This is a genomic window from Exiguobacterium sp. s149 (genome assembly GCF_018618395.1).
Classification (GTDB): Bacteria; Bacillota; Bacilli; order Exiguobacteriales; family Exiguobacteriaceae; genus Exiguobacterium; species Exiguobacterium chiriqhucha.
In genome coordinates, this window is record NZ_JACSLZ010000006.1 from 152,081 (window position 1) to 175,985 (window position 23,905).

Consider the following 23,905-nt stretch of genomic DNA (forward strand, 5'->3'; position numbering starts at 1 on the left):
CAGGACCTCCAAAAAAAGAGTAGCGAAGTCGCTACTCTTTGTCGATTTACGGGAAACGCGGGAACTGACCGAAGTCTGGGTCGCGTTTTTCTTTGAAAGCGTCGCGTCCTTCTTTCGCTTCGTCTGTCGTGTAGTAGAGAAGCGTCGCGTCGCCGGCAAGCTGTTGAAGTCCTGCAAGTCCGTCCGTGTCGGCGTTCATCGCTGCCTTCAAGAAGCGAAGTGCCGTCGGAGAGTGTTGCAAGATCTCTTGGCACCATTGAATCGTCTCGGCTTCAAGTTGCTCGAGTGGGACGACCGTGTTGACGAGTCCCATGTCAAGTGCTTGCTGTGCGTCGTATTGACGGCAGAGGTACCAGATTTCGCGTGCTTTCTTGTGGCCGATGATGCGAGCCAAGTAACCTGAACCGTAACCGGCATCGAACGAGCCCACTTTTGGTCCGGTTTGACCGAAACGGGCGTTGTCGGCTGCAATCGTCAAGTCACAGACGACGTGCAAGACGTGTCCGCCACCAATCGCATAACCGGCTACCATGGCGATGACGGGTTTCGGGATGACGCGAATCAAGCGTTGAAGGTCGAGGACGTTCAAGCGTGGAATCTCGTCGTCACCGACGTAGCCGCCGTGGCCGCGTACTTTTTGGTCGCCGCCTGAGCAGAAGGCTTGATCGCCTTCACCAGTCAAGATGATGGCACCGACTTCTTTATCGTCACGGGCGCGTGCGAACGCGTCGATGAGCTCGTTGACTGTGAGTGGACGGAACGCGTTCCGTACTTCCGGGCGGTTGATGGTGATTTTGGCGATGCCGTTCCACTTCTCGTACTTGATATCTTCGTACGTGCGGACCGATGTCCAGTTTGCTACTGATTCCATTTAAATTCCCCCTAAAATCAATTTCTCTATCATTGTACCAAATTTTTGGGCATTCTCGACATGTGGAGCATGAGATGCGTCCGAAATTTCATGAATTTCAATATCGGGACGAATGACTCTCATATTCCGGGCGATCTGTTGAAATTTAATGTCATGTTCCCCGACGATTAAATCGGTGCGGGGCAAACGGTCAAGGCACGACCAAAGCGACGGCATGCTACCCGTCCCGATAGAGCGGAGGCTGTCCGCGAGTGCGGCTGGATGTTGGGCCAACCGCTCAGGACGAAGGGCGGCACGCATCTCATCAGTCTGATGCCAAAGTGGAAGCTGTTCCCAACGGTCGACGAAAGCCTCCAGTCCTGCTCGCTCGATGAATTCGGCGAGTTGTTCGTCTTGAAGCCGGCGTTGTCGACGTTCGGCCGCACTGAGCCCGGGCGTCGTGCTGATCCCAATGAAATGGGTGACCCGATCATCATGGGCGGCGAGTGTCATGCCGATACGTCCGCCGAGCGAGTAACCGACGACCGTCCACGGACCTTTGTCCGTATCGAGTAGCGTCGACAAGTCCCTCACCTGTTGACTCATCTTGGCACGCTTGATCGGCTGATGGCCCGTTTCACCATGTTGCAACAGTGTCGGGGCGACGAGTCGGACGGGTAGTTCTGGGAAGCGGGAAAGCCATCCCGCGTTTCCTGTGAAGCCGTGCAACAGCAAGACCGGCCGGCCGTTGCCGCGTTCGAGCACCTCGTATGAGACGCCTCGCAGCGAACGCATCACGACTCATTCCCCGTCGCCAAGCGGTCCGTGAGCGAAGCAGTCCAACGACGGTGCTCCGCCACGTTCGTCGTACGGTCGGATGGGAATTCGATGAGTTGGACGCCCGCCTCGATGGCGGCCGTGACGTCTTCAGGCTGCTCGAGCCGTTGATAGCTGAGCCCGTATGTGTCAGCGAATCCACGTAGATTCAACTGCAGCGGCGTCCCGAACAAGTCCTCGAACATTTGCGGTGCGATCGAAGCTTGGGGCAAGAAGGAGAAGATGCCGCCCCCGTCGTTGTTGACGACGACGATGGAGAACGAACCTGGATGCGATTTGACGAGCTGGAGCGCGTTGCTGTCATGATAAAATGCCAAGTCGCCAATCAACAGGGCGGCCTTGTCCGTATCGTGGCAGGCACCGAGCGCGCTCGAGATGATGCCGTCAATCCCATTCGCCCCGCGGTTGGCGACGACGTCAATCGACTGACCGGCTGAAAGTGTCGTATCGATATCACGAATCGGCATGCTATTGCTGACGAAGATGCGTTCGAGACGTGACGCTAGCAAATGACGCGTCAATGCACTTTCTCCGCTCAAAGCAGGTTTCGCGGATTCAGTGATCTGTTCGAACAACACGAACCGATCGAATAAGTCGGCGTCATAGTTTTTGTTGATGGCGGCTACATAATCAATCGCATCGCCATACACGACCGTAGCATGATTTGACGGGTCGCGGAACGAACCCGGTTGCTCAATCAAGACGCACGGGACATCCTGGAGCCACTGATTCAATCGTTTCGAGACGGGAGCGGCACCGAAGCGGACGACCGTGTCAGGCGTCCATTCCGTCCGATGCTCGCTCGCGAGCCACGTGTCGTAGTTCGTTAGCACGTGGTCAAACCGTCGCATCCCGCTCAACGGGTCGGCAAAAATCGGGATGTGATACGTCCGTGCTGTCTCATAAATCGGCTCAAGCCATGACGCCGGTGTGCCGGGACCGACGACGAAAGCGAGACGTTCGACAGAAATGTTTCGTTTGAACAGGTTTACATCACCGGCTGTCGGCTTGAGATAAGTCGGTTCAGACAAGGCGGCCTTCCCCTCAAGCAGTGATGTTAAGCATTCGATATCCGGCACTAACGGCTCACGGAACGGGATGTTCATGTGGACCGGTCCGAACGGTGCATGCAGGCTCGTCCGGACGAGCCGGGTCACCGCTTGTTCCATATAGCGTTGGCTGGTGACTTCAGGAACTGGGAGATCGATGCTCGCTTTGACGTGCTCCCCGTATAGTCGGACTTGATCGATTGCTTGAGGAGCGCCGACGTTCCGGAGCTCGTGCGGACGGTCTGTCGTCAATACGATGAGCGGCAACTGCGAGATGTTCGCCTCGGCCACCGCGGAAAAGTAGTTGGTCGCGGCGGTGCCACTCGTGCAGATGAGCGCGACCGGTCGTAACGATGAGGTGGAGCGGGTCAAGCCGAGAGCGAAGAAGGCGGCCGAACGTTCATCGACGATGATATGATGACGGACGCTCGGATGAAGATAAGCGGCCATGGCCAGCGGGGTCGAGCGCGAACCGGGACTGATGACGATATCCTCGACGCCTTGTTCGACGAGCCGGTTCATCATCTGGGCGACCCAATCCGTTAACGTTTCATTCATGCTTGATTGCCTCCTGCGCTTACTTTGTCCAATCCGAGTGCTTGCTTGATTGGACTGAGCTTGATTTCCGTCTCGGCGAGTTCCGCTTCGAGTTCAGACTCTTGGACGATTCCACAGCCTGCGTATAGCGCCACGAATTGGTGATGCACGAGGGCGGACCGGATCGAGACGACGAACTCGCCTTCTCCTTCTGTATTCAACCAACCGAACGGCGAACCGTACCATCCGCGGTCGAACCGCTCAATCTCACGCAATAAGCGGACAGACGTCCGTTTCGGTGAACCGCCGAGCGCAGGGGTCGGGTGAAGCGACTCGATGATGGACAGCAAGGACGCGTTCGTATCGAGTGTCGCTTGAATCGGTGTATGCAGATGGAACACCGAGCGATTTTCTAATATACGCGGCGTTTCGGGTGCTTTGATAGTAGCCGCGTATGGAGTGAGGGCGTTTTTAATGTCCTTCACGACGATTTGATGCTCATCTAAATTCTTGGCATCGTGCAACAGCGTCTGTTTGGCTACATCCGCCTCGATTTCTGTGTCCGGTCGTTTAATCGTTCCGGCGATGGCTGCCGTTTCGATGTACGGCCCTTGTTTTTTGACGAGGCGCTCCGGGGTCGCCCCGAAAAAGCCGATTTCTCGCTTCGGTTGATATAAGAAGACGTAACTGCCCGTTTGATGTTCTGACAAATGGCGTAACGTCGTCGCGAACGGGAACGGCTCTTCTGATGTTTGATAAATCTCTTCACGGGCGATGACGATTTTCTCGACGCGTTCTTCCGAGATGTTCAGTTTGGCTTGTTGGAAGCTCGACTTGAAGTGGTCGACGCCATCTTTCACTTGAGAGTAGGTCGGTGCCTGCTCGTCGGGAGCGTGCAACGCGTTGAACTGGGCGAGCTGATCGGCCAATTGAATCAAATATTGTTCGACCGAACGTTTCGCGGAGACGAGCGTCGAGACGGTCAACGTATGTTTGTCACCCGAACGGCGATATAAAAATTTAGGCACGACCAATGACGCTTCACCGAACGCTTCCCACATATTTTTCTGGGGGCGGATGAACGTGTCGAACGAGAAGCCCGAGAACGCATAAATGACCGCATCGACGTCCCGGCGGTGCAGGCTCCAATCATATTGCAACCGTTGGAACCGTTCCGGGCCAGAAGCCGTCAACATGAGCGCATCGGCACATCCGAGCATCTCGAGGGAGCGGTCGGGTGTCGAAAAATAATAATGGGATGTTTCCGTGTTTTGAATGATATGAAACGCATCGAACGAAGGGATCTCCCACGTGTAAGAGGCCAAGACCGGCCGTTGCCAAGCACGTGCCCGTTTATGGGCTTGCTCGATTCGTTGTTTAATGTGTGTTTGAGTATCTGGCATGTAAGAAAAGCCTCCTCAATCCAATGGAATTCTCATTCTTTAGTGTATCATGACTTCACGGCAGAACTGGCCGTCAAATGCTCGGGAAAGTGAAGGGAACCGTTCGAGCGACGGGCATTGACAGATTTTTTTAAAGAGACGTAAACTAACGAAGGGAGGGAAGTGCATGAAGAAGAGAGAGAAAGGTGCCTATTGGCGCATGATTCGTCCGCACACATTGACGGCGAGCTTCATACCGGTGCTGTTAGGGACGTTCATCGTCCTCGGGCAAGTCGAATTGAAATGGGGACTGTTCCTGGCGATGCTCATCGCCTCGGTCTTGATTCAAATCGCGACGAATTTATTCAATGAGTATTACGATTATAAGCGCGGGCTCGACCATGAAGGGTCGATTGGAATCGGCGGTTCAATCGTACGCGATGGATTCACATCGGGCCAAGTGCTCGGGATTGCCCTTGGGATGTACGGGGTAGCGGCCGTGCTCGGTCTTTATATCGCCGCTTCGACGAGCTGGCACTTGATTTGGATCGGTGTGTTGTCGATGGTCGTCGGGTTCCTCTATACAGGAGGTCCGCTTCCCATCGCCTATACGCCGTTCGGTGAACTCGTCGCCGGTCTGTTCATGGGGTATGTCATTATCGGGATTTCAGGATACCTCCAAATCGGAACGGTGACGACGGAGCTGTTGCTCGTGTCGTTCCCGATGGCGATTTTAATCGGGGCCATCTTGCTCGCGAACAATATTCGCGACTTAGATAACGACAAAGTGAACGGGCGCAAAACGATTGCCTGTCTCGTCGGACATCGACGTGCGGTTCTCGTCTTAGCCGGATTCTTTATCGCGGCGTTGATTGGCATTATCGTCGCTGTCGTCGGGTTTGGCGTGACGCCTTGGGTGCTGTTGTCACTCTTGACCATTCCGATTATGATTCGGGCGGTGAAACGCTTTTGGGTCAAACAGGAACCGGCTCAATTGATGCCAGCGATGGCGATGACCGCAAAAGTGAACACGTTGTTCGGTGCTTGGATGGTCATCGGTTTGATGGTCGCGCGATTCATCGCGTAAATAAAAGGAGGGAACCATATGTCAGTCGTTCAAGAAATGTTAGCGTTCAATGAAAAATTCGTCTCGGAGAAACAATACGAAGAGTTCGTCTCGGACAAGTTTCCCGATAAGAAAATTGTCATTTTAACATGTATGGATACACGTCTGACGGCGTTACTGCCGAAAGCTCTCGGTTTGAAAAACGGGGATGCTAAAATCATAAAAAATGCGGGTGCTGTCCTATCGCATCCGTTCGGTTCGGTCATGCGTTCCATTCTTGTCGCGCTGTATGCGCTCGGAGCGGAAGAAGTCATCGTCATCGGGCACTATGATTGCGGGATGGCGGCCATCGACCCGAACGCGGTCATCGGCGAAATGGAGCGTCGCGGAATCGAACCGCAAACGCTCCAGACGCTCAAATCGTCGGGTATGGATTTGGAGAAGTGGTTACACGGGTTTGACTCGGTCGAAGCGAACGTCGTCAACTCGGTCAGTCTCATCAAAAACCATCCACTCTTGCCACCGGGCACGAACGTCCACGGATTCGTTATCGATCCGGCGACGGGACGTCTCGATGTCGTCGAAGCATAACGCAAAAGGCGGTCTCTGCAGAGACCGCCTTTTTTGGTTACCCGTATGTGTTGACGGGAATGTCTTTATACTCGTCCTCGTCCGAATCTTTCGATTTGGACTTTTTGTTTTTCTTAAAGTTTTTCTCGTACTCACGCTCGCTCGGCGTTTTGAAGAAACGTTGCCATGTGGCGTTGATTTCTGACCCAATCAAAATGATCATGCCGGTCAATTGTAACCAGAGCAACGTGACGATAATCCCCCCGAGTGAACCGTACGTCGAATCGTAGTTGCCGAAGTTCGAGACGTACAAGCTGAATCCGAGCGAGACGAGCTGCCAGGCGATGACGCCGAAGATCGCGCCTGGAATCGTGCTCTTCCAAAACACGTGTTGTTGAGGAGCAATCTTATAAAAGATCGAGAGCGTCAAAATCAAGATGAGTGTCGTCAACACGTAGCGGAACACGTTAATCAAGATGACGTCAGCCCCTGAGATGGGGATGAAGCGCATCAAAAAGTCGATGATTTGTGAACCGAACACGTTCGAGACGATGAGCAACAGTACGCCGACACCGAGCAAGAGCGTCATGCCGAGCGCGATGCCTTTGCTGACGAAGAAGTTTCGTTCGTTGTCTTCCCCGTATGCGTGAATCGCCATGTTAATCAAACGTTCGACCCCTTTAGCGGCTGACCAAATCGCCAAAATCGCACCGATTGAGAGGAGTCCGCCGCGCGGTTCGCCAATCGCGTCAAAAATCCCGGTCAAAAATTCAGTCGCAGCCGCCCCAGGCGCCAAGTTGTTCAACTGTTCTTGGAACGACGCCTGCGAGATGTCGAAGAACGACAGCAACGCGAGAATGAAGATGATGCCCGGGAAAATCGATAAGAACCAAAAAAAAGCGAGCGTCGCGCCGTAATCTTGAACATCATGTTCTTTGAAGCGACGAAGCAGTTCCTTCCCGAAGGCGAACCAATTCTTTTTTTCTTTCACTTCTGTAGTATCCATGTATGAGCCTCCTGAATGTTATCGTTAGAAACTTTCTTTCCCGAAATGTCAGGAGGCTACACATAAAATCAGTCTTCGGCCAGCGTTTTATTGAAAAAGCGCTCGGTCTCGTTCGCGAGCAAGTCGGCGAGTGACGGCGGTCGTACCGGCAAATGGCTGAGCGCGCTGCGTTTCACCCACATCGGTGTGTATGAACCGTTCGTCTGTTCGGCTTGAAACTCTTCGCCTGTGCCGGTCCCGAATTCGCCACCGGTCACGCGGGCCCAATAATACGGGTTCAACTCACCGTTAAAAGCGACGTGAGCGGCGACCCCTTCGAGTTCGACGTGGACGCCGAGCTCTTCGAACGCCTCACGGACGGCCGTCTCTTCCGCGGTATGGCCGAATTCGACTCCGCCACCTGGGAAGACATAATACAAGAGGTTCTCTTTTTCTCGGCGAATGAGCGCGACTTCGTCATGTTCATTCACGAGGATGATGGCACTGCGTAATTTCGTTCTGACCAATGGAATCGTTCCTTTCGATTTCGAATCGTGAACAAAACGCATCGACTCGCGGCCGATGCGTTTTGGTTAATCTGCTGCTGGTTGTTCGAGTGATGCATACATATCAGGCGTCAGGCCATTATCGTGTGAGGCGATGACTTTCCCGGCGACGCGCATTCCGAGTCGGAGCGCATCCTCAATCGGATGACGTTTCATCAATTCGGAAATGACAGCGGAGAAGAACGAGTCACCGGCACCGGTCGAGTCGGCGACTTTCACTTTCGTCGTCGGGACGTGTCCTTGTTCGTTCGTGCGCAAATCGACATAGACCGCACCGAGTTCACTCATCGTGACGATTGTGAGCGGGGCACCTTTCATGGCGAGCACTTCAGCGACGCGTAACGCATCGTCCACCGTGACAATCGACATATCAGACAAAATCTCCGCCTCTTCACGGCTGCAGATGAAGCCGGTGAAGCCTTGAAGCAAGTGGCGGTTCCGTTCGATGACAGACAAATGGCCGCACACGCCGTAAAGCGGGAGTTTCATCTCGCGGCACAGTTCAATCGTCTCGTTCAGCACGTTGACCGACAAGTCGAGGTCTATGGCGACCGCCTGACTTTCGGCGAACACCGTATCGATGCGACGAAGGATACATTCTTCCATCATCGCCTCGTCCGGTTGCTTCGAGATTGACGTTTGAAGATCGCCGTTGTTATCCATGACGGCCAGCCACATGCCCATGCCGTTGTCGTCGAGCAAATCGACGTGATCGACGTTCACATTCAAACCGCGGAGTTCCTCGAGGACACCCATCCCGATTTGATCGTTCGTCACGGTCGACACGAAACGGACATCATTGCCGAGGACACCTAAATTTTGAGCGACGTTACGGCCGGTTCCGCCGTTTGAGAACGCGATGTCACCGACGTTCTTGGCATCTTTATGGAGCGGGGCGAACGAGGTTCCTTTAATATCGACAAACACTTTGCCGATTACTGCTATCGTATTCATACACTGTACCACCTTTAGCCAATCTTCCTAATCAGTTCCGGTCTAATTAGACACATTGTTTCAATTATAGCGAAATCGCCAACGGCTTTCAATGACGGTTTCGGAAAATGTCGAATTTTGTCAGTCCCATGATGTGCTGAGCAAGCGCAGGCCGTTCAAAATGACGAGGATGGTCGATCCTTCGTGCCCGACGACGGCGAATGGCATGACGAGCAATTCGAAGATGTTCGTCGCAATCAATATGAGGATGACCCCTAATGCGAACACGACGTTTTGGAGGACGACCCGATTCAACTTACGCGACTGTTTGATGGCCGAGCTTAGGCGGTTCAAGTCGTTCTTCATCAAGACGACGTCGGCCGTCTCGAGAGCGGCGTCCGTCCCTTCTCCCATCGCAATCCCGACATCGGCCGTCGCGAGGGCAGGGGCGTCGTTAATCCCGTCACCAATCATGCCGATGCTGCCATACTCTTGTTTCAATCGTTTAATGTGCTCGACTTTATCTTCCGGAAGACACTCGGCGATATAGCGGGTCAAGCCGGCCTCGGAGGCGATGGCGCGTGCTGTTGCCTCGTTGTCACCCGTGATCATGATGGTGGCGATGCCGAGGTGGTTGAGTCGCTCGATCGCTTGCTTGGCCTCGGGACGCAACGTGTCTCGAAGCGCGAACGCCCCAATTGTCTTCTCTTCGTCACTGATGAATACGAGTGTATGGCCGGCCGCTTTCAAACGTTCGACTTCGTCGCTGAAAAAGTCGTGGCTGCGATCGGCGAATTTCTGTTTACCGACCCGGTAAGCGACACCGTCGATGGTCGCTTCAATCCCAGACCCGGTCACGTCTTTAAAGTGTTCCATCGCCCCCGTATAACTGCCCGTGTACTGAACGAGCGCCTCGGCGAGCGGATGCATCGAATGTTCTTCAATCAAGCTGACAATGCGATACACGTGTTCTTGTGTCGTATTGGGATGAATCAACGCCGCTTGGACTTCTGGTTTACCGATTGTGAGCGTACCGGTCTTATCGAACGCGACGGCTTTCAAACGTCCCATATTTTCGATATGGACGCCGCCTTTGAATAAAATCCCGTGTTTAGCAGACGAGGCAATGGCTGCGAGTGCGGCCGGCGTGATGGCGGCAACGAGGGCACACGGCGAAGCGACAACGAGAAGGATCATCCCGCGGTAAATGCTCGTCTCGAGCGACCATGACGTCAATACCGGGCCGAGCAAGATGATTGCCGTGACGGAAGCGAGCACGACTTGAACGTAGCGTCCCTCGTACCGGTCGATGAACTGGGCGGACGGTGATTTTTCTTCTTGCGCTTGCTGGACCATTTGAATGATTTTTTGGAACAATGTCTCTGTGGCGAGCTTTGTCACTTCAAGCGTCAAGACACCGTTCAAGTTTACACTTGATCCATATACCTCATCGCCGACGTTTCGGTCGACTGGAATCGATTCACCGGTGATGGCGGCTTCCTCAATCGAGGCGCTACCTTTCAAAATCCGACCGTCGACCGGGATGCGCTCGCCGGGTCTTACGTAGATGTGGTCACCGACGCGCAGTTCGTCGATATGGACGACCTCGAGGCCGCCCGAGCTGTTCAATCGAGTCGCTTGCTCAGGTTGGAGTTCCATGAGCGATTCAAGGGCACGCTCATTTTTATTCATCGTATACGTCTCAAGAGCGCCTGATAACGCGAAGATGAAGATAAGGATGGCGCCTTCCATCCAGTACCCGATTGAAGCGGCACCGATGGCGGCGATAATCATGAGTAGCTCGACGTTCAAGGAGCGCGTCTCCCATGTAGCGGTCAAGCCTTCCTTGGCTTTGGCATATCCGCCGATTAAAAAGGCAGTCAAATACAGAGTGACGTAGAGCGCAGGAGCTCCGTCTTGTCTTTCCGCGATATATGCGAGTACAATCAATACACCACTGATGAGCGCCATGATGAGCTCGATATGTTCGACCCAGCTGGCCCGTTTGAAGACGTGGCTTTTTTCGTGTGTGACGGTTGATGTGTTCATTTGAGCACCTCTTTCTAATTGAGAATACATATCATTTAAATGATAATGAATGAGGATGATTATCATTATCCATTGTTGATATTATTAGGTTTAACGTGATTTAAAGGTGAATGCCTTATTTATAATGATTATCGTGTAAGTCTATTTTAGCACCAAACGTAAGCACTCTCAAACTAAAAGATTAAGGAGTTTTTGTGTCATGCCGAATGTATTTCAACGTCCTTGGACGGTCACGTTCTTAGCCCTGTTCAACACGTTTTTATGGGGGAGCGCCTTTCCGTTCATCAAACTGAGCTACGAAGCGCTCGATATCCAGGAACACGAATACGGCCAACAGCTGTTCTTTGCCGGGGAGCGCTTTTTATTGGCCGGTCTGCTCTTACTCGTCATCAGTCGACTCGTCTTCAAGCGCCCGATTCGCTTAACTGCTGAAAAGCTAAAGGCGTATGCGCATTTAGGGGCATTTCTGACGTTCTTACAATATTTGTTCTTCTATGTCGGACTTTCCATCTCGACGGGGGTGCAGGGCTCGATTATCGCGGGATCGACGTCATTTTTCCAGATGGCACTCGCTCATTTTCGTTATGAGGATGATCGCTTGAATCACTTGAAAGGGATTGCCCTTACGCTCGGATTCTCCGGAATCGTCATCGCCAACTGGCCGACGGCAAGCACGGAAGTCGGGTTTGGGATTGGAGAGATTCTGCTGATTCTGGCGATGATCTCAGGTGCGTTCGGGAATTTGGTTGCAAAAGATTATTCGCGCACGCATGACGTCGCTCCGATGACGGCTTGGGCGATGGTGATTGGCTCGCTCGGACTACTCATCGTCGGTTACGTGCTTGCGCCAGGGGATGTGTTCCTGCCTTACACCGTGACGACCCTCTTCTTCTTGTTGTATCTCGCCCTCTTGTCGGCGGTCGGGTTCACATTATGGAATACGCTGATGAAATATAATCCGGTCAGCCGGGTATCGCTCTATATGTTCTTTGTTCCCTTATTCGGTGTCGTCCTATCGAGCGTGTTACTCGGGGAGACGATTCCATGGAACGCGCTCGTCGGGTTGTTGTTCGTCATCGCTGGGATTTATCTCTCCACATATTTTCAAGGACGAGCGAATCGGGGAGTGCGATGACAAAGTGAGGGAGAGGCATGGTTGACGGAATCTTGTTCCCATGGCAAAATATATTAAAAATTCTGAATTCTTTCAGTTGAAATCGGTCTTCGTTGTAAAGACTTGCGTGCGAATCGAAAAGAAAGGAGGGTGCTACCGTGGCAAGAAATCCAATCGTCCGAAACATACTCATCTCTCGCCAACCGCGAGACGAGTATGTCAAATACGTGATGAAGTGCGTAAGTCGCGGGTTGAAGGAACATCATGAGCAAGTGGACGCGCGTGCTATGAGGCATGGCGAAGACATTCAGACGAAATGGCAAATCAATGACCGAGTCATTGAAGTCACAATCAAGTCCGACGTGTTGGCCTCGCTCGAGACGGAACCGTTCGCGCTCGATGAGGTGTTCATGCGGGCGTTCGAACGAAACGATGTCAGGCTCGGTCCGGTGAAAGAATAACGTGAAAAAGGGAGGGTCTCCGCCGAGACCCTCCCTTTTAGACGTCAATTGGCTTGGCTTTCGCCGTGAACAAACTGACGGCCAAAATTCCAAGAATGAGCGCGTACATCAAGAAATACACTTCTTTTGGTAATGCGATCCAAAACGCGCCAATCATCGGTCCGCTAATCGAACCGACGCTGAAGGAGATACTATAGAGCATATTGCCGGTCGGTAACAACGAACGTGGCAATACTTCCGTCATATGGGCCAGTCCGAGCGAATATGTCGAGCCGAGCCCGGCGCCGGCGAGTGCGAACAAGACGAGGAGCCAGATATAATGGTCGACAGCCAGGTTGGCGATCGCGAAGACGAGTGTACCGAGTGTTAAAACGATTTGAAGGATCCGCTTTTTCCCGAAGTGATCGGCGAGCCGACCGAGCGGTAATTGCACAATAATCGAGGTGACGATGAACGTCGTGATAAGCGTACTTGTCTGCGTGAGCCCGATATCGTTGCGGACTGTGAAAATCGGTAAGTTGGCATTCAAGCTCGCTTCAAGGAACCCATATGTAAAAGCAGGTAAGAGCGTATACCCGCCGCCGATGAGGACGAGTCGGATGCGTCCTTTCGAGTCGGTCTTCACTTTCTCGGCCTCAGGATACTCATTGTCAACCTTGAAGATCAAGAACAAGGATGCGAGACAAAAGATGATTAAGACGAGGAACGGCAGCCAAAAGTGAAGGTCGACGAGCGGCGCGATAAGCGGACCGACCGCGAAACCGAGGCTGAACGCCATCCCGTAATACGCCATTGCCCGACCCAGGCTCCGCTTGTCGCTCGCGGATGTGACCCACACTTGGGATCCGTAATGGAGCGCTGAATCACCGAAGCCGATGACGAAACGCATGAGCGCCCACATGAGCAGTGACGGCCAGAGCGGCAAGAAGAACGTAGCGAGCGCCGTCAAGATGATGCCAAGGACGATGGTGGGACGAAACCCGTACTTGCGGACGAACCGTTCGAGTAGCGGGGCGGAGACGATGACCCCGAGATAGAGCATGGTCGCGTTCAACCCGTTCAACCAGGCCGGGTTGCCATCCCGTTCGATAAGTGTCGACAAAAGCGGGATGAGCGCACCTTGAATCAAGCCGGAGATAAAGACGACAAGTAATAAAATCGAAAATCGAAAGCGTTGCATAGTTCACCTCATCATTGATTGCATAGTAAAAAGCTGAGAAGAGTCTCAGCTTTTTGGCTCGTCAATCGGTTGGGGTACATGGTTCAAGTGTAAGAGTTCATCGTCCCAACTGCCTTGACTGAATACTTCATCACGGTCTACTTTGTCTGAAACGAATGCGGCTGTCAATAAGATGCTGAGCACACCACCGAAAATGATGATGGCCATGAGGGTGATCATGAATACATAGATGGCTGTCATCTTCAAACACCTCGATTCAGTTTATATACTGAATATTTCCCGAATCGAAGCAATTAAAACGGTTCGGCCACACGTTCCCGGAAGTTCACGTCAGGATAGTACGCTTGTTTGACGAGAGCGTTCGGACCGAGGCATTTGACGGCCGGGCAGTGGCAGGACAGTGTGGCGTTCAAACTGCTGTTCGTCCACGACTCATACGCGTCTTGGAACGAGGTGTCATACAACGTCCCAAGCGTGCCGAGCTCGTCGCCGAAGTCGGTGACAATGATTTGGCCGTCGAAGATGTTCGTGTTGAGGCGCGAGCGGCCATCCGGGTCATTTCGTACGGTGACGTTCTTCGCCTCGTGGAGCCGCTTCAATAAAGCGCGGTCTTCCGGCAAGTCGGAGCAAGCATAAAACGGTAACGTCCCGAACAGCATCCACACGTTCTCGTCCCGGACGTCGAGCAGGTCGTGAATCGCCTGGCGGGTGTCAGGGAGTGATGCCGACTCGAGCGCACTTGCGAAATCGGCAGGGTACATGGGGTGCACTTCATGACGTTGACAGCCGAGTGCGACGATTTCTTCATGGATTTCCTTCAAGTGCGGAATCGTCCGTTTGTTGAGCATCGTCTCGGCCGATACGATCACACCCTCGGCCGTGAGCGCACGGGCGTTGTCTTTCATCGTCTGAAGCATCTTCAAACGTGCCTCCGCGCTCGGTTTCCGGTCCATCATCGCGAAACCGCCCTCTAAGAAGTCGGCGTCAGTCCCCCAGTTATGCGAAATGTGCAAAACGTCGAGGTAAGGGGTAATAAGATGGTAGCGAGCGAGCGGGAGTGTCAAGTTCGAGTTAATTTGCGTGCGGGCTCCCCGTTCCTTCGCGTATTTCAGAAGAGGGACGACATAGTTCCGCACCGACTTCATCGACAGCATCGGTTCGCCACCCGTAATCGAGAACGCGCGCAAGTGCTCGATCTCGTCGAGACGCGAGATGAGTAGCTCGAGCGGGACTTCGGGCTCTTCCGTCTGGTCGAGCATATAGCCGACCGCGCAATGTTCGCAGCGCATGTTGCATAGCTTGGTCGTCGTCACTTCGACATTCGAAAGGACGAGGCGACCGAACTCGGTTTGATCGAGGTATGCTTCCCACGGATCAAACGTTGTCGAGATGTTTTGCATATCAATTCCACCTTTTCATCAAGTCACACGAAATAGTATGCTATAATAACAACTCTTTGTCACGAACCAAAGGAGCGATCACGAGATGGGTAAATCACGAACAGATACGGCAGGAAAAATGAACGTGTTAAAATCGAGAACGGAATTGCTGTGCTTATCAGTCAATACGTTGGACGAATTCACGACGCCAGAGGATTTGCATCGATTGTTAGCTGATATTGATTCCTTACGTGCGAAAGTCGTACGTTACGCCAAAGATTTAGAACAAGTATCTCGAAAGGATGAAACACATTGAAACTGATCGTAGGAGAATACACAAGCGCCCAAGCCGAGCGGCTAGGCATTAACGGAGAGGGCATCGCGACGATTGATCGCATGGTTATCTTTATCCCGAACTTATTGCCTGGAGAGAAAGCGAAAGTCGAAATCACGCGCGTCGAGCGGAACTACGCCGAGGCACGTGTCATCAAGCGTGACAACGATTCACCGGAACGGGTCACACCGCCGTGTCCGATTTATGACGAGTGTGGCGGTTGCCAAATTCAACATATGAGCCCGCGCCTGCAGATGGACTATAAAGAAGAGATCGTCCGCAACGCGTTCCGTCAAAAGACGAAATTGAACGTCGACAAGTCGGATATCCGTGGTACGAAAGGGATGGACAACCCTTGGTATTATCGTAACAAATCGCAATTCCCGCTCTCGACGCGCCGCGGTGAGATCGTGTCAGGCCTCTATAAGCCGAACACGAACGAGCTCGTGCCGATCGAGCACTGCATGGTACAGCAGCGAGACACGACGAACATCAACAACGCCATCGTCCGTATTTTAAACGAACTCGACATCCCGGTCTACGACGCGCGCCGTGACGTCGGTTTTGCCCGTACCGTCATCGTTCGCTCGGGTTATAAGACGGATGACGTCCAAGTCGTACTCGTCGTCGGGAATGAAGATGTCCCGCGTTTGGACGAACTGAGTGACCGCATCATGGCGTTGCCGAACGTCGTGTCGTTCCACTTGAATATTAACTCGAACCGTTCAGGCGTCATCTTCGGGTACCGCACGGTTCATATCGCCGGGCAAGACAAGATGGACGAACAGCTTGACGACGTCCATTACCACTTGTCACCGCGTGCGTTCTTCCAACTCAATCCGGCCCAGACGGAAGTCATGTATCGGGAAGTCGTCGAGGCGGCTGGACTGACGGGTGAAGAACGGGTCATCGATGCGTACGCTGGTGTCGGTTCAATCGGGCTATGGCTGGCGCCACATGCAAAAGAGATTCGCGGGATGGAAGTCGTCCCAGAAGCAGTCGAAGATGCGAATGCGCACATGCGCGAGAACGGGTTCAGCCATGCAACCTATGTTGAAGGCCGGGCCGAGCACTGGATTCCGCGCTGGGTCAAGGACGGTTGGATTCCAGATGTTATCGTCGTCGATCCGCCGCGCACAGGTGTGGATCATCAGCTCCTTAACGCAATGATCTCATCGAAAGCGAAACGCATCGTCTACGTGTCATGTAACCCGCAGACACTCGCACGGGATGCGGACCAACTCATGAAAGCCGACTATAAAATCAACTATATCCAGCCGTACGATATGTTCCCACAGACGGCGCACGTCGAGTCAATCGTCGTCTTCGAGAAGAAGAAAAAGAAAAAGTATTGACGGGGTTGTGAAAACGCTTGCAAAAACAGTGTTTTCACGCTATAGTTCAGATGTCAGACTTCTTTTGATAAACGTTAAGAAGCGGAGGAACATCAGATGATCCCACAAGAAAAAGTGAACGAGCTTGTCCATAAAGCAATTGATGCACGCTCGCGTGCCTATACACCGTATTCGAAATTCAATGTCGGGGCCGTCGTCATTGATGAGACCGGCAAAGAAATTTTAGGTTGCAACGTCGAAAACGCTTCGTACGGGTTGTCGATGTGTGCAGAACGGACCGCCATCTTTAAAGCGGTATCGGAAGGCAGCAAGGCAATCGAGACGGTCGTTGTCGTTGGAGACACAGGGGGCCCAATCTCGCCGTGTGGCGCTTGCCGTCAAGTCATTGCCGAGTTTGCGAGTGACGACTTTACGTTGATTCTCGCGAACATGGCCGGAGAGACGAAAGTGATGACAAAAGAAGAGATGCTACCATACGGCTTCTCGCCAAAAGATTTAACGTGAAATAAAGATGCGGACGAATTCGTCCGCATCTTTATTTGTTGCCGTCATATTTTTTCTCGCTGGCTGAGTCGTCCTTCGAGTGTCGTTTCTGTTTTTCATCCTTCACTTTTTGGTTCAGCTCTTCCACCGGAATCGGGTCGACGGTCTCCATGCCCTCCTGGTCGAAGATGCTCTCCTTGTCGGTATCGACAGCATCCGGATTATCGAACGGTCGCTTTGACGGGTTCTGTGATTTCTTCATCCTCATCGCCTCCTTGTGTTGATTGTTATTCCACTCTGTTAAATTGTGTAAACGCTTTAGAAAATGGGTTTCGATTTTGCGGAACAGTGGAATTATCGGTACATAGTGACTAAGGAGGGGTATTCGGATGGATAAGAAAGTATTGATGGGCATCGTACTCGGGGTAGCCGGAGCTGCGCTTGTCGCGCCAAAAGTGGCAGCGCTCTTGACGCAAGACCGCGATGAGGATACATGGAGCAAAATGGATCGCATGGAAAGTGTCGACTCGGATAAAGATGAGGCGGAGGCTGGACTCACTCAGCTCGATTCGAACTATCGGGCCGAGTGGCAAGCGAACGGCTTTCCGCAGACGCACGCTGAGCGGGAGCGTCTCATGAATGAATCAGATGATGCCTATAAAGGGAAGGACATCTAAAAAACAGACAGCCATCGCGGCTGTCTGTTTTTTAAATATCTTCGTCCGGTAAAAGGGGGAGCGTGAGTGTGACGGTCGTCCCGTTGCCGACTTCTGAGGCGAAGTGCATCGAGCCGCCGTGGCGCTCCATAATATGTTTGGCGATGGCGAGCCCGAGTCCGGTCCCGCCGTCTTCGCGTGTCCGTGACTTATTGACGCGATAGAATCGTTTCGTCAGCTGATCGAGGTCTTCTTTCGGGATGCCCCGGCCTTCGTCATGAATCTCGGTGACGGCATTGTTCGCGGTCGCATACGTCTTCACATGAATCGATTTGCCGGCTTCCGTATAGCGGAGCGCGTTATCGAGCAAATTCCCGACGACTTGCTCGAGTCGATCGTGGTCCCCGAGAATAATCAAGTCGAAGTCGAGGTCCGTCTCGATGGTGACGCCTTTCGCCCGCGCGATCGGCTCGAAGCGATAGAGAACGTCTTCGAGCACTTGCGAATAGACGACTGGTTCTTTCGTCATCGGATACGAATCACGCTCGAGTTGGGCCAAGTCGAGCAAATCGTTGACGAGTCGTTGCAACCGTTCGGTCTCGTTCTCGATAATCTCATAATATTGATTTTTCGTTTTCTCATCGAGCGACGGGTCTTGGAGCATCTCGGTATAACCACGAATATACGACAGTGGCGTCCGCAATTCGTGGCTCACGTTCGCCAAGAACTCTTTCCGTTGTTCTTCGACGAGACCGAGCGATTCGGCCATCCGGTTCAGTGTCTCGGCAAGCTCACCAATCTCATCATCGTAATAGATGGGGATGCGGTGCGAGAAATCACCTTTGGCATACACTTGGGACGCTCGTTTCATTTGAATCAGCGGTTGGATGATTGTATCGATAATCTGAGTGCCGAAAATGAGTAAGTTCACGATCATCAAGATGAGCAAGAACGTGATCATGAGCCGAATCGGTTGGAACGGTTCACTGATTTTACTCAGCTCCATATACAGGATGAGCGCATTATCGAGTTCGCCGTCTCGGATGAGCGGGAAGGCGGACATGAGGATGTCGACGTCTTCGGTCGGGTGTTTGCGGGTAACAGAAATCGCATAGCCGTCTTGCAACTTGGCGAGGTCCTGCTCCCGTAAAAACGTCTTGCCCGATCCGAGACTGTCTTCCCGGACGGACGAGAGAAACACTTTCGTCTCGGTCAGTTCGTTCGTGTACGTCATACTGTCGGAAAACGCGTCAGAGAAGCCGTCCGCCTTATAGATGGTGACGAGCTTCTCTCCGCGGTTGATGAGCAGTTCTTCTTGCGTCTGAATATAAAACTTGTCATACAAGTAAAACGTCATGATGATGAACACGAACGCGGAGAAGAGGCTTGCGGTCCAGATGGTGATCCAAATCCGCTTCCGGATCGTGTATTGCTTCATACGGTCGCCTCGAACTTATAGCCGATCCCCCAGACGGTTTGGATGTAGCCACCCGCTTCGCCGAGCTTGAGACGAAGTGTCTTGATATGGGTGTCGACCGTTCGGAGGTTACCGTGATACTCGGTACCCCAAATTTGGTCGAGCAATTGTTCACGCGAGAACACTTTCTCTTCGTTCGTGATGAACAAGTAGAGCAAATCGAACTCTTTCCGGGTCAAGTTGACCGTTTTGCCTTTCACGCTGACCGCACGGCCATCGATATCGATGGACAAGACTCCGGTATCGAACGTCGCTTCTTGTTCTTTCGAGAAATTATGCGTCCGACGAAGCGTCGCTTCGATTCGAGCGAGCAACTCGCGGGGGCTGAACGGCTTCGTGATATAGTCGTCCGCGCCAATCTTCAAGCCGTGGATGCGATCGAGTTCTTCTGAGCGGGCCGTTAGCATAATGATCGGCACGTTCGAGAACTCACGGATGCGCATGCATGCCGTGAGGCCGTCGAGTTCAGGCATCATCACGTCGAGCAGCACGAGGTGGAACGACTGTTCTTTCAATAAGTCGATTGCCTCGAGACCGTTCGTTGCTGTGACGGTCTCGTATCCTTCCTTCTCTAAGTTCGAAACGAGTAAATCCCGCATTTGCTCTTCATCATCGGTCACTAAGATGCGAAACGTTGGTTCTGACATTGGGCATTCTCCTTTACAAAACGGTTAACGAGGACGTGTGATAATTCCCTCATACTTCTATCATACCTATCTCTCCGAATTAGAACAGAAATATTCATTGTCGTAAAGTTGTCCTCATGAAATCCACACAAAAACGCCACAAAAAAGCCAATTCTTTGTCAGAATTGGCTTATGCTTCGAGCTGGGCTTCGTACGTATGGTCGAATTCAGGCGCATGGAGTGAGTGCAAGTAAAGTTGGAAACTCGACTTCGACACTTCATACAGCACGTATTCGACATCACCTTGATTGATTTCAGTTAGTAATTCAGACCGAATCTCATTGGCGCAGAAAGCGTACGGCAGTTTTTCCGCCGCCGCGATTGAACGCTCATTCGATTGACGGATTTTCAAAAATACACTTTCAATATCAAGTTCGAAGAAAAGTTCTGAGAAGAACGCTTCTTTCGCGACTTGATTGTAACCTTTGCCGTGATACGGTTTGCCAAGCCACGTCCCGAGGAATCCATAGCCGGATTCCACATCGAACAAGCTGATTGTCCCGATTGGGGTACCAAACTCGTTCGTGATGGTACGTGAGATGATGTTTCCTTGCTCTTCTAGCTCGATGATTTGCTTCGTGCTAAATAAAAACTCGTCAAAGTGGACCGTCTTTTGACGGACATATGGAAAGACATCTGGGTGTTGCATCAGTTCGAACAACTCCGCGCAGTCGGTAAGCTCACGAAATTTGAGCACCTTTACATTCCTCCTCCTATTTCAGACCGCTGAAGAATAGTTGTAACGAAAGCATACTTCTGGCTTCGTTGTTCGAACTTGCCTTGGCTGCTCCCTTTTATGAAGTTACAAGATTATTTTATATAGTTTTTTTAAAAAAGCAAGTAAATAAAATGCAACTTCACAAAAAAATAATAAGAGCGCTTTCACTACTGGTGTCACTCACATCTCGTGATGCGTTTTCGAACGGCTCGTCGAGTAAACGATGTGACCGTCGACGATGGTCATAATCGGCTTTGACATGTAGTCGAGCGGGAAATGGCTCCATAGGACAAGATCGGCATCTTTGCCGATTTCGAGCGAGCCGATGCGGTCGTCTACTCCGAGCGATTCAGCCGGATGAATCGTGATGGCGCGGAGCGCGACGTCGACGGGAAGTCCTTCGCGGGCAGCAAGACCGGCGCACAGATTCAAATATTGAACCGGCGTATAAGGATGGTCCGTCGTGATGGAGACGATCATATCGTGCTCATGTAAGATGCGATACGTCTCCCACGTCTTGTTTTGGAGCTCGATTTTCGACTTCCGTGTGAACGTCGGTCCAACGGTGACGTGTTTGACACCGAGTTCGCGCAACTTTTCGGCGACGAGATGTCCTTCCGTACAGTGCTCAATCCGATAATCGAGGTCGAACTCTTGTGCGAAGCGGACGACCGATAAAATATCGTCGGCGCGGTGGGCGTGGACACGAATCGGCATCTTGCGATCGAGCGCCAGTTGAATCATCTGGCTACCGAACGTGCCGATCGTCTTCGTCGAATCAACGGTCCGGAACGCTTCACGCAACAAGCCCATGATTCCCATCCGGGTCAACTCGCCGGACTTCCCCATACTGTGGACGCGCTTCGGGTTCTCGCCGAGCGCGAGTTTCAGGCCGGCATAGCGGCGGAGCACCATGTCCTCGATGAAGCGACCATGGGTTTTGATGACACTTGTCACACCGCCGATGACGTTCATACTGCCAGGCATGACTTGGACGGCTGTCACCCCGGCCATGAGCGCTTCCCGGAAGCCCTCATCGAGCGGATAGACGCCATCGATGGCCCGTGCGTGCGGGGTCATCGCCTCGACGGTCTCGTTCGCATCGTTCCCGACTGAACCCGTCCCTTCGTCATACAGTGCGAGATGGGTGTGGGCATCGATGAAGCCGGGGAACAAGAAGTTGCCTTCGGCTTCGATGACCGTCTCTCCGTCGAGCGGGTCCAACAAGTCCGCCATCTCGACGATTTTGCCGTCTTTGACGCGAAGGTCCCCGTAAAAATGTGGTGCGGTGATCGGATAGATATGGGCGTTACGAATTAACAAATTACTCACGTGCTGGCTCCTTTCAAGTCAAATGAAGTAGTTGTTTCAGGGCAGGTTCTAACGTTTCGTAGCGGAACCGGAAACCGTGATTGAGGGCTTTCGTCGGAACGACTTTCGCTCCTTCGAGGACGATGACGCTTTTCTCTCCGAGTGCGAGTTTGAGGAGCGGCGCTGGGGCGGGTGCCCAGTGGGGACGATGCATCACCCGGCCGAGCGTCTTCCCGAATTCGTCCATCGTGACAGGCGTCGGTGCCGTGCCATTGACGGGTCCCTCGATTGTACTCGTCTCGAGGATATGGACGAACAGACGGACGAGATCGTCTAAATGAATCCACGGCACCCATTGCTTACCGGAGCCGAGTCGTCCACCGACACCAAGCGTGTACGGCAACTTCATGAGTGGGAAGGCGCCGCCGTCATTCGATAAGACGACACCGGTCCGCATCGTGACGAGACGGATGCCCATGTCTTGAACGGGTTGCGCCTCTTTCTCCCACAACACGCAGACGTTGCCTAAAAAGTTGGTTCGGTCGGGGAGCGGTGTCGCTTCCGAATACGTGATGGATCGATCTTCACCGTATATCCCGATGGCGGACCCGCTGATGACGACGCTCGGCTTGCGTTTCATATTTTTAATGATGCGGACGACTTCTTTCGTCCCATCGATCCGACTTTGAAGAATGGCTTGCTTTTGTTTGTGCGTCCAACGTCCGTCGTTGATCGAGGCTCCTGCCAAATGGACGATGGCATCGACGTCTTGAAGCTCGGATTCAGGATGACTATCGGGCGTCATCCATTCGACGAACGAGATCCCTCCTTGCCGCGGACGTGGGTGGCGCGTCAATACGACGACTTGATGTCCGGCTTCTGCGAGCGCGCGTACGAGCGGTCGGCCAATCAATCCGGTACCACCAGTGATTGCTATTTTCATGGGTCTCCCTCCAATATCCTTTAAGCGATTTCAAAACGGGTATGAGGACTATAGGAATGTCTTGTACAGATAATACCCCTTCTTCTAACTTATCAAAAATCCTGCCCGAACGGAGAACGTGATATGTTAGAAGCAGGAAATGGAGGGATTTTGTGAAAATCACAAAGTTTACGACCCAAAAGAAAAACCAAGACCGGTTGAACGTCTTTGTTGAAAAAGATGGACGTGAGGAGTTCGCGTTCGCCATCGACCTCGACGTCTTCATCAAATACGGATTGACGAAAGGGATGGAGCTCGAAGACGATTTCGTCCGGGACGTCCTTCAAGCGGAAGAAGAGCAGAAAGCGTATAAAGCGGCCGTCAACTATTTATCGTATCGAATGCGTGCCGTCTCAGAGGTGCGTGACTACCTCGTGAAGAAAGAAATAGATGAGTCAGCCATCAAACGCGTCATTGAACGCTTGATTGAACAGCGCTATTTGAACGATGCCGAGTTCGCCAAAGCTTACACCCAGACAAAGTTCAATACGAGCCCGAGCGGACCCGTCAAAATCAAACGAGAACTCGCTCAGCTTCAAATCGCTCCGGATCTTATCGAAGACGTCATCGCCGCCATCTCGCACGAAGACCAGCTTGAAAAGGCCGGAAAGTTCGTAAATCGGAAACAAATGGAAACAAATCGCCGTTCCGCCACAGAAGTGCAACAAAGAATTCAACAAACCCTGATGCAAAGGGGATTTTCGTTTGATATCATTTCAGAGGCGATTCTCACGTTTTGGGAGAACGAGGATGAGGACGTTGAACTTTCAGCTTGTCTGACACAGGCTGAGAAACTGAATCGAAAGTTTAGCGGGTACGCCCCATATGAGCGGAAACAACGGATGAAGATGCAGCTTCGTCGCAAAGGTTTTCCGTATGAGGTGATCGAGAGGGCGTTAGAGAGGCTCGCTGAACAAGAGTCATAATGGGAGATGCGTTTACGGT

The 23,905-nt window shown here is 52.5% G+C and carries 26 protein-coding genes; 9 read left to right on the forward strand and 17 right to left on the reverse strand.

Annotated elements, in window-relative coordinates; genetic code table 11:
* Positions 1 to 46: 46 nt before the first annotated feature.
* From menB to KNP81_RS10365, 4 genes are read right to left on the reverse strand one after another with little or no spacing between them, the layout of a single operon-like run.
* Positions 47 to 871, reverse strand: coding sequence for a 1,4-dihydroxy-2-naphthoyl-CoA synthase (gene menB, locus KNP81_RS10350; RefSeq protein WP_021067784.1), 825 nt, complete (start codon positions 869 to 871; stop codon positions 47 to 49).
* The gene (locus KNP81_RS10355) at positions 872 to 1,645 is read right to left on the reverse strand and encodes an alpha/beta fold hydrolase (RefSeq protein WP_214719923.1); all 774 of its coding nucleotides are present in this window, start codon (positions 1,643 to 1,645) and stop codon (positions 872 to 874) included.
* Positions 1,645 to 3,294 carry a 2-succinyl-5-enolpyruvyl-6-hydroxy-3-cyclohexene-1-carboxylic-acid synthase gene (menD, locus tag KNP81_RS10360; RefSeq protein ID WP_214719879.1) on the reverse strand — a complete coding sequence of 550 codons (1,650 nt, stop codon included), beginning with the start codon at positions 3,292 to 3,294 and terminating at the stop codon, positions 1,645 to 1,647. The genes KNP81_RS10355 and menD overlap by 1 nt, the downstream gene beginning before the upstream one ends.
* Complete coding sequence (locus KNP81_RS10365; protein WP_214719880.1) at positions 3,291 to 4,676, reverse strand: isochorismate synthase; 1,386 nt, start codon at positions 4,674 to 4,676, stop codon at positions 3,291 to 3,293. Before KNP81_RS10365 ends, menD begins: the two co-directional genes overlap by 4 nt.
* 166 nt (positions 4,677 to 4,842) lie before the next feature.
* On the opposite strand from KNP81_RS10365, the gene KNP81_RS10370 reads away from it, so the two are divergent.
* Together KNP81_RS10370 and KNP81_RS10375 are read left to right on the forward strand one after the other, a co-directional pair.
* Complete coding sequence (locus tag KNP81_RS10370) at positions 4,843 to 5,742, forward strand: 1,4-dihydroxy-2-naphthoate polyprenyltransferase (RefSeq protein WP_214719881.1); 900 nt, start codon at positions 4,843 to 4,845, stop codon at positions 5,740 to 5,742.
* A gap of 18 nt (positions 5,743 to 5,760) precedes the next feature.
* Complete coding sequence (locus tag KNP81_RS10375) at positions 5,761 to 6,312, forward strand: beta-class carbonic anhydrase (RefSeq protein WP_021067779.1); 552 nt, start codon at positions 5,761 to 5,763, stop codon at positions 6,310 to 6,312.
* A gap of 37 nt (positions 6,313 to 6,349) precedes the next feature.
* Here the strand turns inward: KNP81_RS10375 and KNP81_RS10380 are convergent, their stop codons facing one another.
* The 4 genes from KNP81_RS10380 to KNP81_RS10395 form a co-directional block, all read right to left on the reverse strand.
* A complete protein-coding gene (locus KNP81_RS10380) occupies positions 6,350 to 7,297 on the reverse strand; it encodes a YihY/virulence factor BrkB family protein (RefSeq protein ID WP_214719882.1) in 948 nt (315 codons plus the stop codon).
* A gap of 68 nt (positions 7,298 to 7,365) precedes the next feature.
* Positions 7,366 to 7,803 carry an NUDIX domain-containing protein gene (locus KNP81_RS10385; protein ID WP_214719883.1) on the reverse strand — a complete coding sequence of 146 codons (438 nt, stop codon included), beginning with the start codon at positions 7,801 to 7,803 and terminating at the stop codon, positions 7,366 to 7,368.
* A gap of 66 nt (positions 7,804 to 7,869) precedes the next feature.
* Positions 7,870 to 8,796, reverse strand: a complete 927-nt coding sequence (locus KNP81_RS10390) for a carbohydrate kinase family protein (protein WP_021067776.1) — start codon at positions 8,794 to 8,796, stop codon at positions 7,870 to 7,872.
* Positions 8,797 to 8,916: 120 nt separating this feature from the next.
* Positions 8,917 to 10,824: a heavy metal translocating P-type ATPase gene (locus KNP81_RS10395; protein WP_214719884.1), complete on the reverse strand. Its 1,908-nt coding sequence runs from the start codon at positions 10,822 to 10,824 to the stop codon at positions 8,917 to 8,919.
* Between the two features lie 199 nt (positions 10,825 to 11,023).
* Between KNP81_RS10395 and KNP81_RS10400 the strand changes: the two genes are divergently transcribed.
* Both KNP81_RS10400 and KNP81_RS10405 read left to right on the forward strand, forming a co-directional pair.
* Positions 11,024 to 11,959, forward strand: a complete 936-nt coding sequence (locus tag KNP81_RS10400; protein WP_214719885.1) for a DMT family transporter — start codon at positions 11,024 to 11,026, stop codon at positions 11,957 to 11,959.
* 137 nt (positions 11,960 to 12,096) lie between these two features.
* Complete coding sequence (locus KNP81_RS10405; protein WP_214719886.1) at positions 12,097 to 12,399, forward strand: hypothetical protein; 303 nt, start codon at positions 12,097 to 12,099, stop codon at positions 12,397 to 12,399.
* A 37-nt stretch (positions 12,400 to 12,436) separates the two neighbouring features.
* Here the strand turns inward: KNP81_RS10405 and KNP81_RS10410 are convergent, their stop codons facing one another.
* From KNP81_RS10410 to yfkAB, 3 genes are read right to left on the reverse strand one after another with little or no spacing between them, the layout of a single operon-like run.
* Positions 12,437 to 13,579 carry an MFS transporter gene (locus KNP81_RS10410; protein WP_214719887.1) on the reverse strand — a complete coding sequence of 381 codons (1,143 nt, stop codon included), beginning with the start codon at positions 13,577 to 13,579 and terminating at the stop codon, positions 12,437 to 12,439.
* Between the two features lie 45 nt (positions 13,580 to 13,624).
* Positions 13,625 to 13,819, reverse strand: a complete 195-nt coding sequence (locus KNP81_RS10415) for a hypothetical protein (RefSeq protein WP_214719888.1) — start codon at positions 13,817 to 13,819, stop codon at positions 13,625 to 13,627.
* Positions 13,820 to 13,872: 53 nt separating this feature from the next.
* Entirely contained in the window at positions 13,873 to 14,979 is a 1,107-nt protein-coding gene (gene yfkAB, locus KNP81_RS10420; RefSeq protein WP_214719889.1) for a radical SAM/CxCxxxxC motif protein YfkAB, read from the reverse strand.
* A gap of 85 nt (positions 14,980 to 15,064) precedes the next feature.
* Here yfkAB and KNP81_RS10425 point away from each other — a divergent pair, with 85 nt between their 5' ends.
* The 3 genes from KNP81_RS10425 (at position 15,065) to KNP81_RS10435 (ending at position 17,151) form a co-directional block, all read left to right on the forward strand.
* A complete protein-coding gene (locus tag KNP81_RS10425) occupies positions 15,065 to 15,274 on the forward strand; it encodes a hypothetical protein (RefSeq protein ID WP_016510454.1) in 210 nt (69 codons plus the stop codon).
* Positions 15,271 to 16,647 carry a 23S rRNA (uracil(1939)-C(5))-methyltransferase RlmD gene (rlmD, locus tag KNP81_RS10430; RefSeq protein ID WP_214719890.1) on the forward strand — a complete coding sequence of 459 codons (1,377 nt, stop codon included), beginning with the start codon at positions 15,271 to 15,273 and terminating at the stop codon, positions 16,645 to 16,647. The genes KNP81_RS10425 and rlmD overlap by 4 nt, the downstream gene beginning before the upstream one ends.
* A gap of 96 nt (positions 16,648 to 16,743) precedes the next feature.
* Positions 16,744 to 17,151, forward strand: a complete 408-nt coding sequence (locus KNP81_RS10435; protein WP_214719891.1) for a cytidine deaminase — start codon at positions 16,744 to 16,746, stop codon at positions 17,149 to 17,151.
* Positions 17,152 to 17,182: 31 nt separating this feature from the next.
* Here the strand turns inward: KNP81_RS10435 and KNP81_RS10440 are convergent, their stop codons facing one another.
* The gene (locus tag KNP81_RS10440) at positions 17,183 to 17,398 is read right to left on the reverse strand and encodes a hypothetical protein (protein ID WP_031200364.1); all 216 of its coding nucleotides are present in this window, start codon (positions 17,396 to 17,398) and stop codon (positions 17,183 to 17,185) included.
* 121 nt (positions 17,399 to 17,519) lie between these two features.
* Between KNP81_RS10440 and KNP81_RS10445 the strand changes: the two genes are divergently transcribed.
* Complete coding sequence (locus KNP81_RS10445; RefSeq protein WP_214719892.1) at positions 17,520 to 17,807, forward strand: hypothetical protein; 288 nt, start codon at positions 17,520 to 17,522, stop codon at positions 17,805 to 17,807.
* Positions 17,808 to 17,838: 31 nt separating this feature from the next.
* Here the strand turns inward: KNP81_RS10445 and KNP81_RS10450 are convergent, their stop codons facing one another.
* The 5 genes from KNP81_RS10450 to KNP81_RS10470 form a co-directional block, all read right to left on the reverse strand.
* Positions 17,839 to 19,224, reverse strand: coding sequence for a sensor histidine kinase (locus KNP81_RS10450; protein ID WP_214715458.1), 1,386 nt, complete (start codon positions 19,222 to 19,224; stop codon positions 17,839 to 17,841).
* Entirely contained in the window at positions 19,221 to 19,910 is a 690-nt protein-coding gene (locus tag KNP81_RS10455; protein ID WP_021067764.1) for a response regulator transcription factor, read from the reverse strand. The genes KNP81_RS10450 and KNP81_RS10455 overlap by 4 nt, the downstream gene beginning before the upstream one ends.
* A gap of 169 nt (positions 19,911 to 20,079) precedes the next feature.
* The gene (locus KNP81_RS10460) at positions 20,080 to 20,646 is read right to left on the reverse strand and encodes a GNAT family N-acetyltransferase (protein WP_021067763.1); all 567 of its coding nucleotides are present in this window, start codon (positions 20,644 to 20,646) and stop codon (positions 20,080 to 20,082) included.
* A gap of 201 nt (positions 20,647 to 20,847) precedes the next feature.
* Entirely contained in the window at positions 20,848 to 21,999 is a 1,152-nt protein-coding gene (locus KNP81_RS10465; protein WP_214719893.1) for an amidohydrolase, read from the reverse strand.
* Positions 22,000 to 22,012: 13 nt separating this feature from the next.
* Positions 22,013 to 22,921: a TIGR01777 family oxidoreductase gene (locus tag KNP81_RS10470; protein ID WP_214715452.1), complete on the reverse strand. Its 909-nt coding sequence runs from the start codon at positions 22,919 to 22,921 to the stop codon at positions 22,013 to 22,015.
* Between the two features lie 152 nt (positions 22,922 to 23,073).
* Between KNP81_RS10470 and recX the strand changes: the two genes are divergently transcribed.
* On the forward strand, positions 23,074 to 23,886 hold the full coding sequence (gene recX, locus KNP81_RS10475) for a recombination regulator RecX (RefSeq protein WP_214719894.1): 813 nt from the start codon (positions 23,074 to 23,076) through the stop codon (positions 23,884 to 23,886).
* Positions 23,887 to 23,905 lie beyond the last annotated feature (19 nt).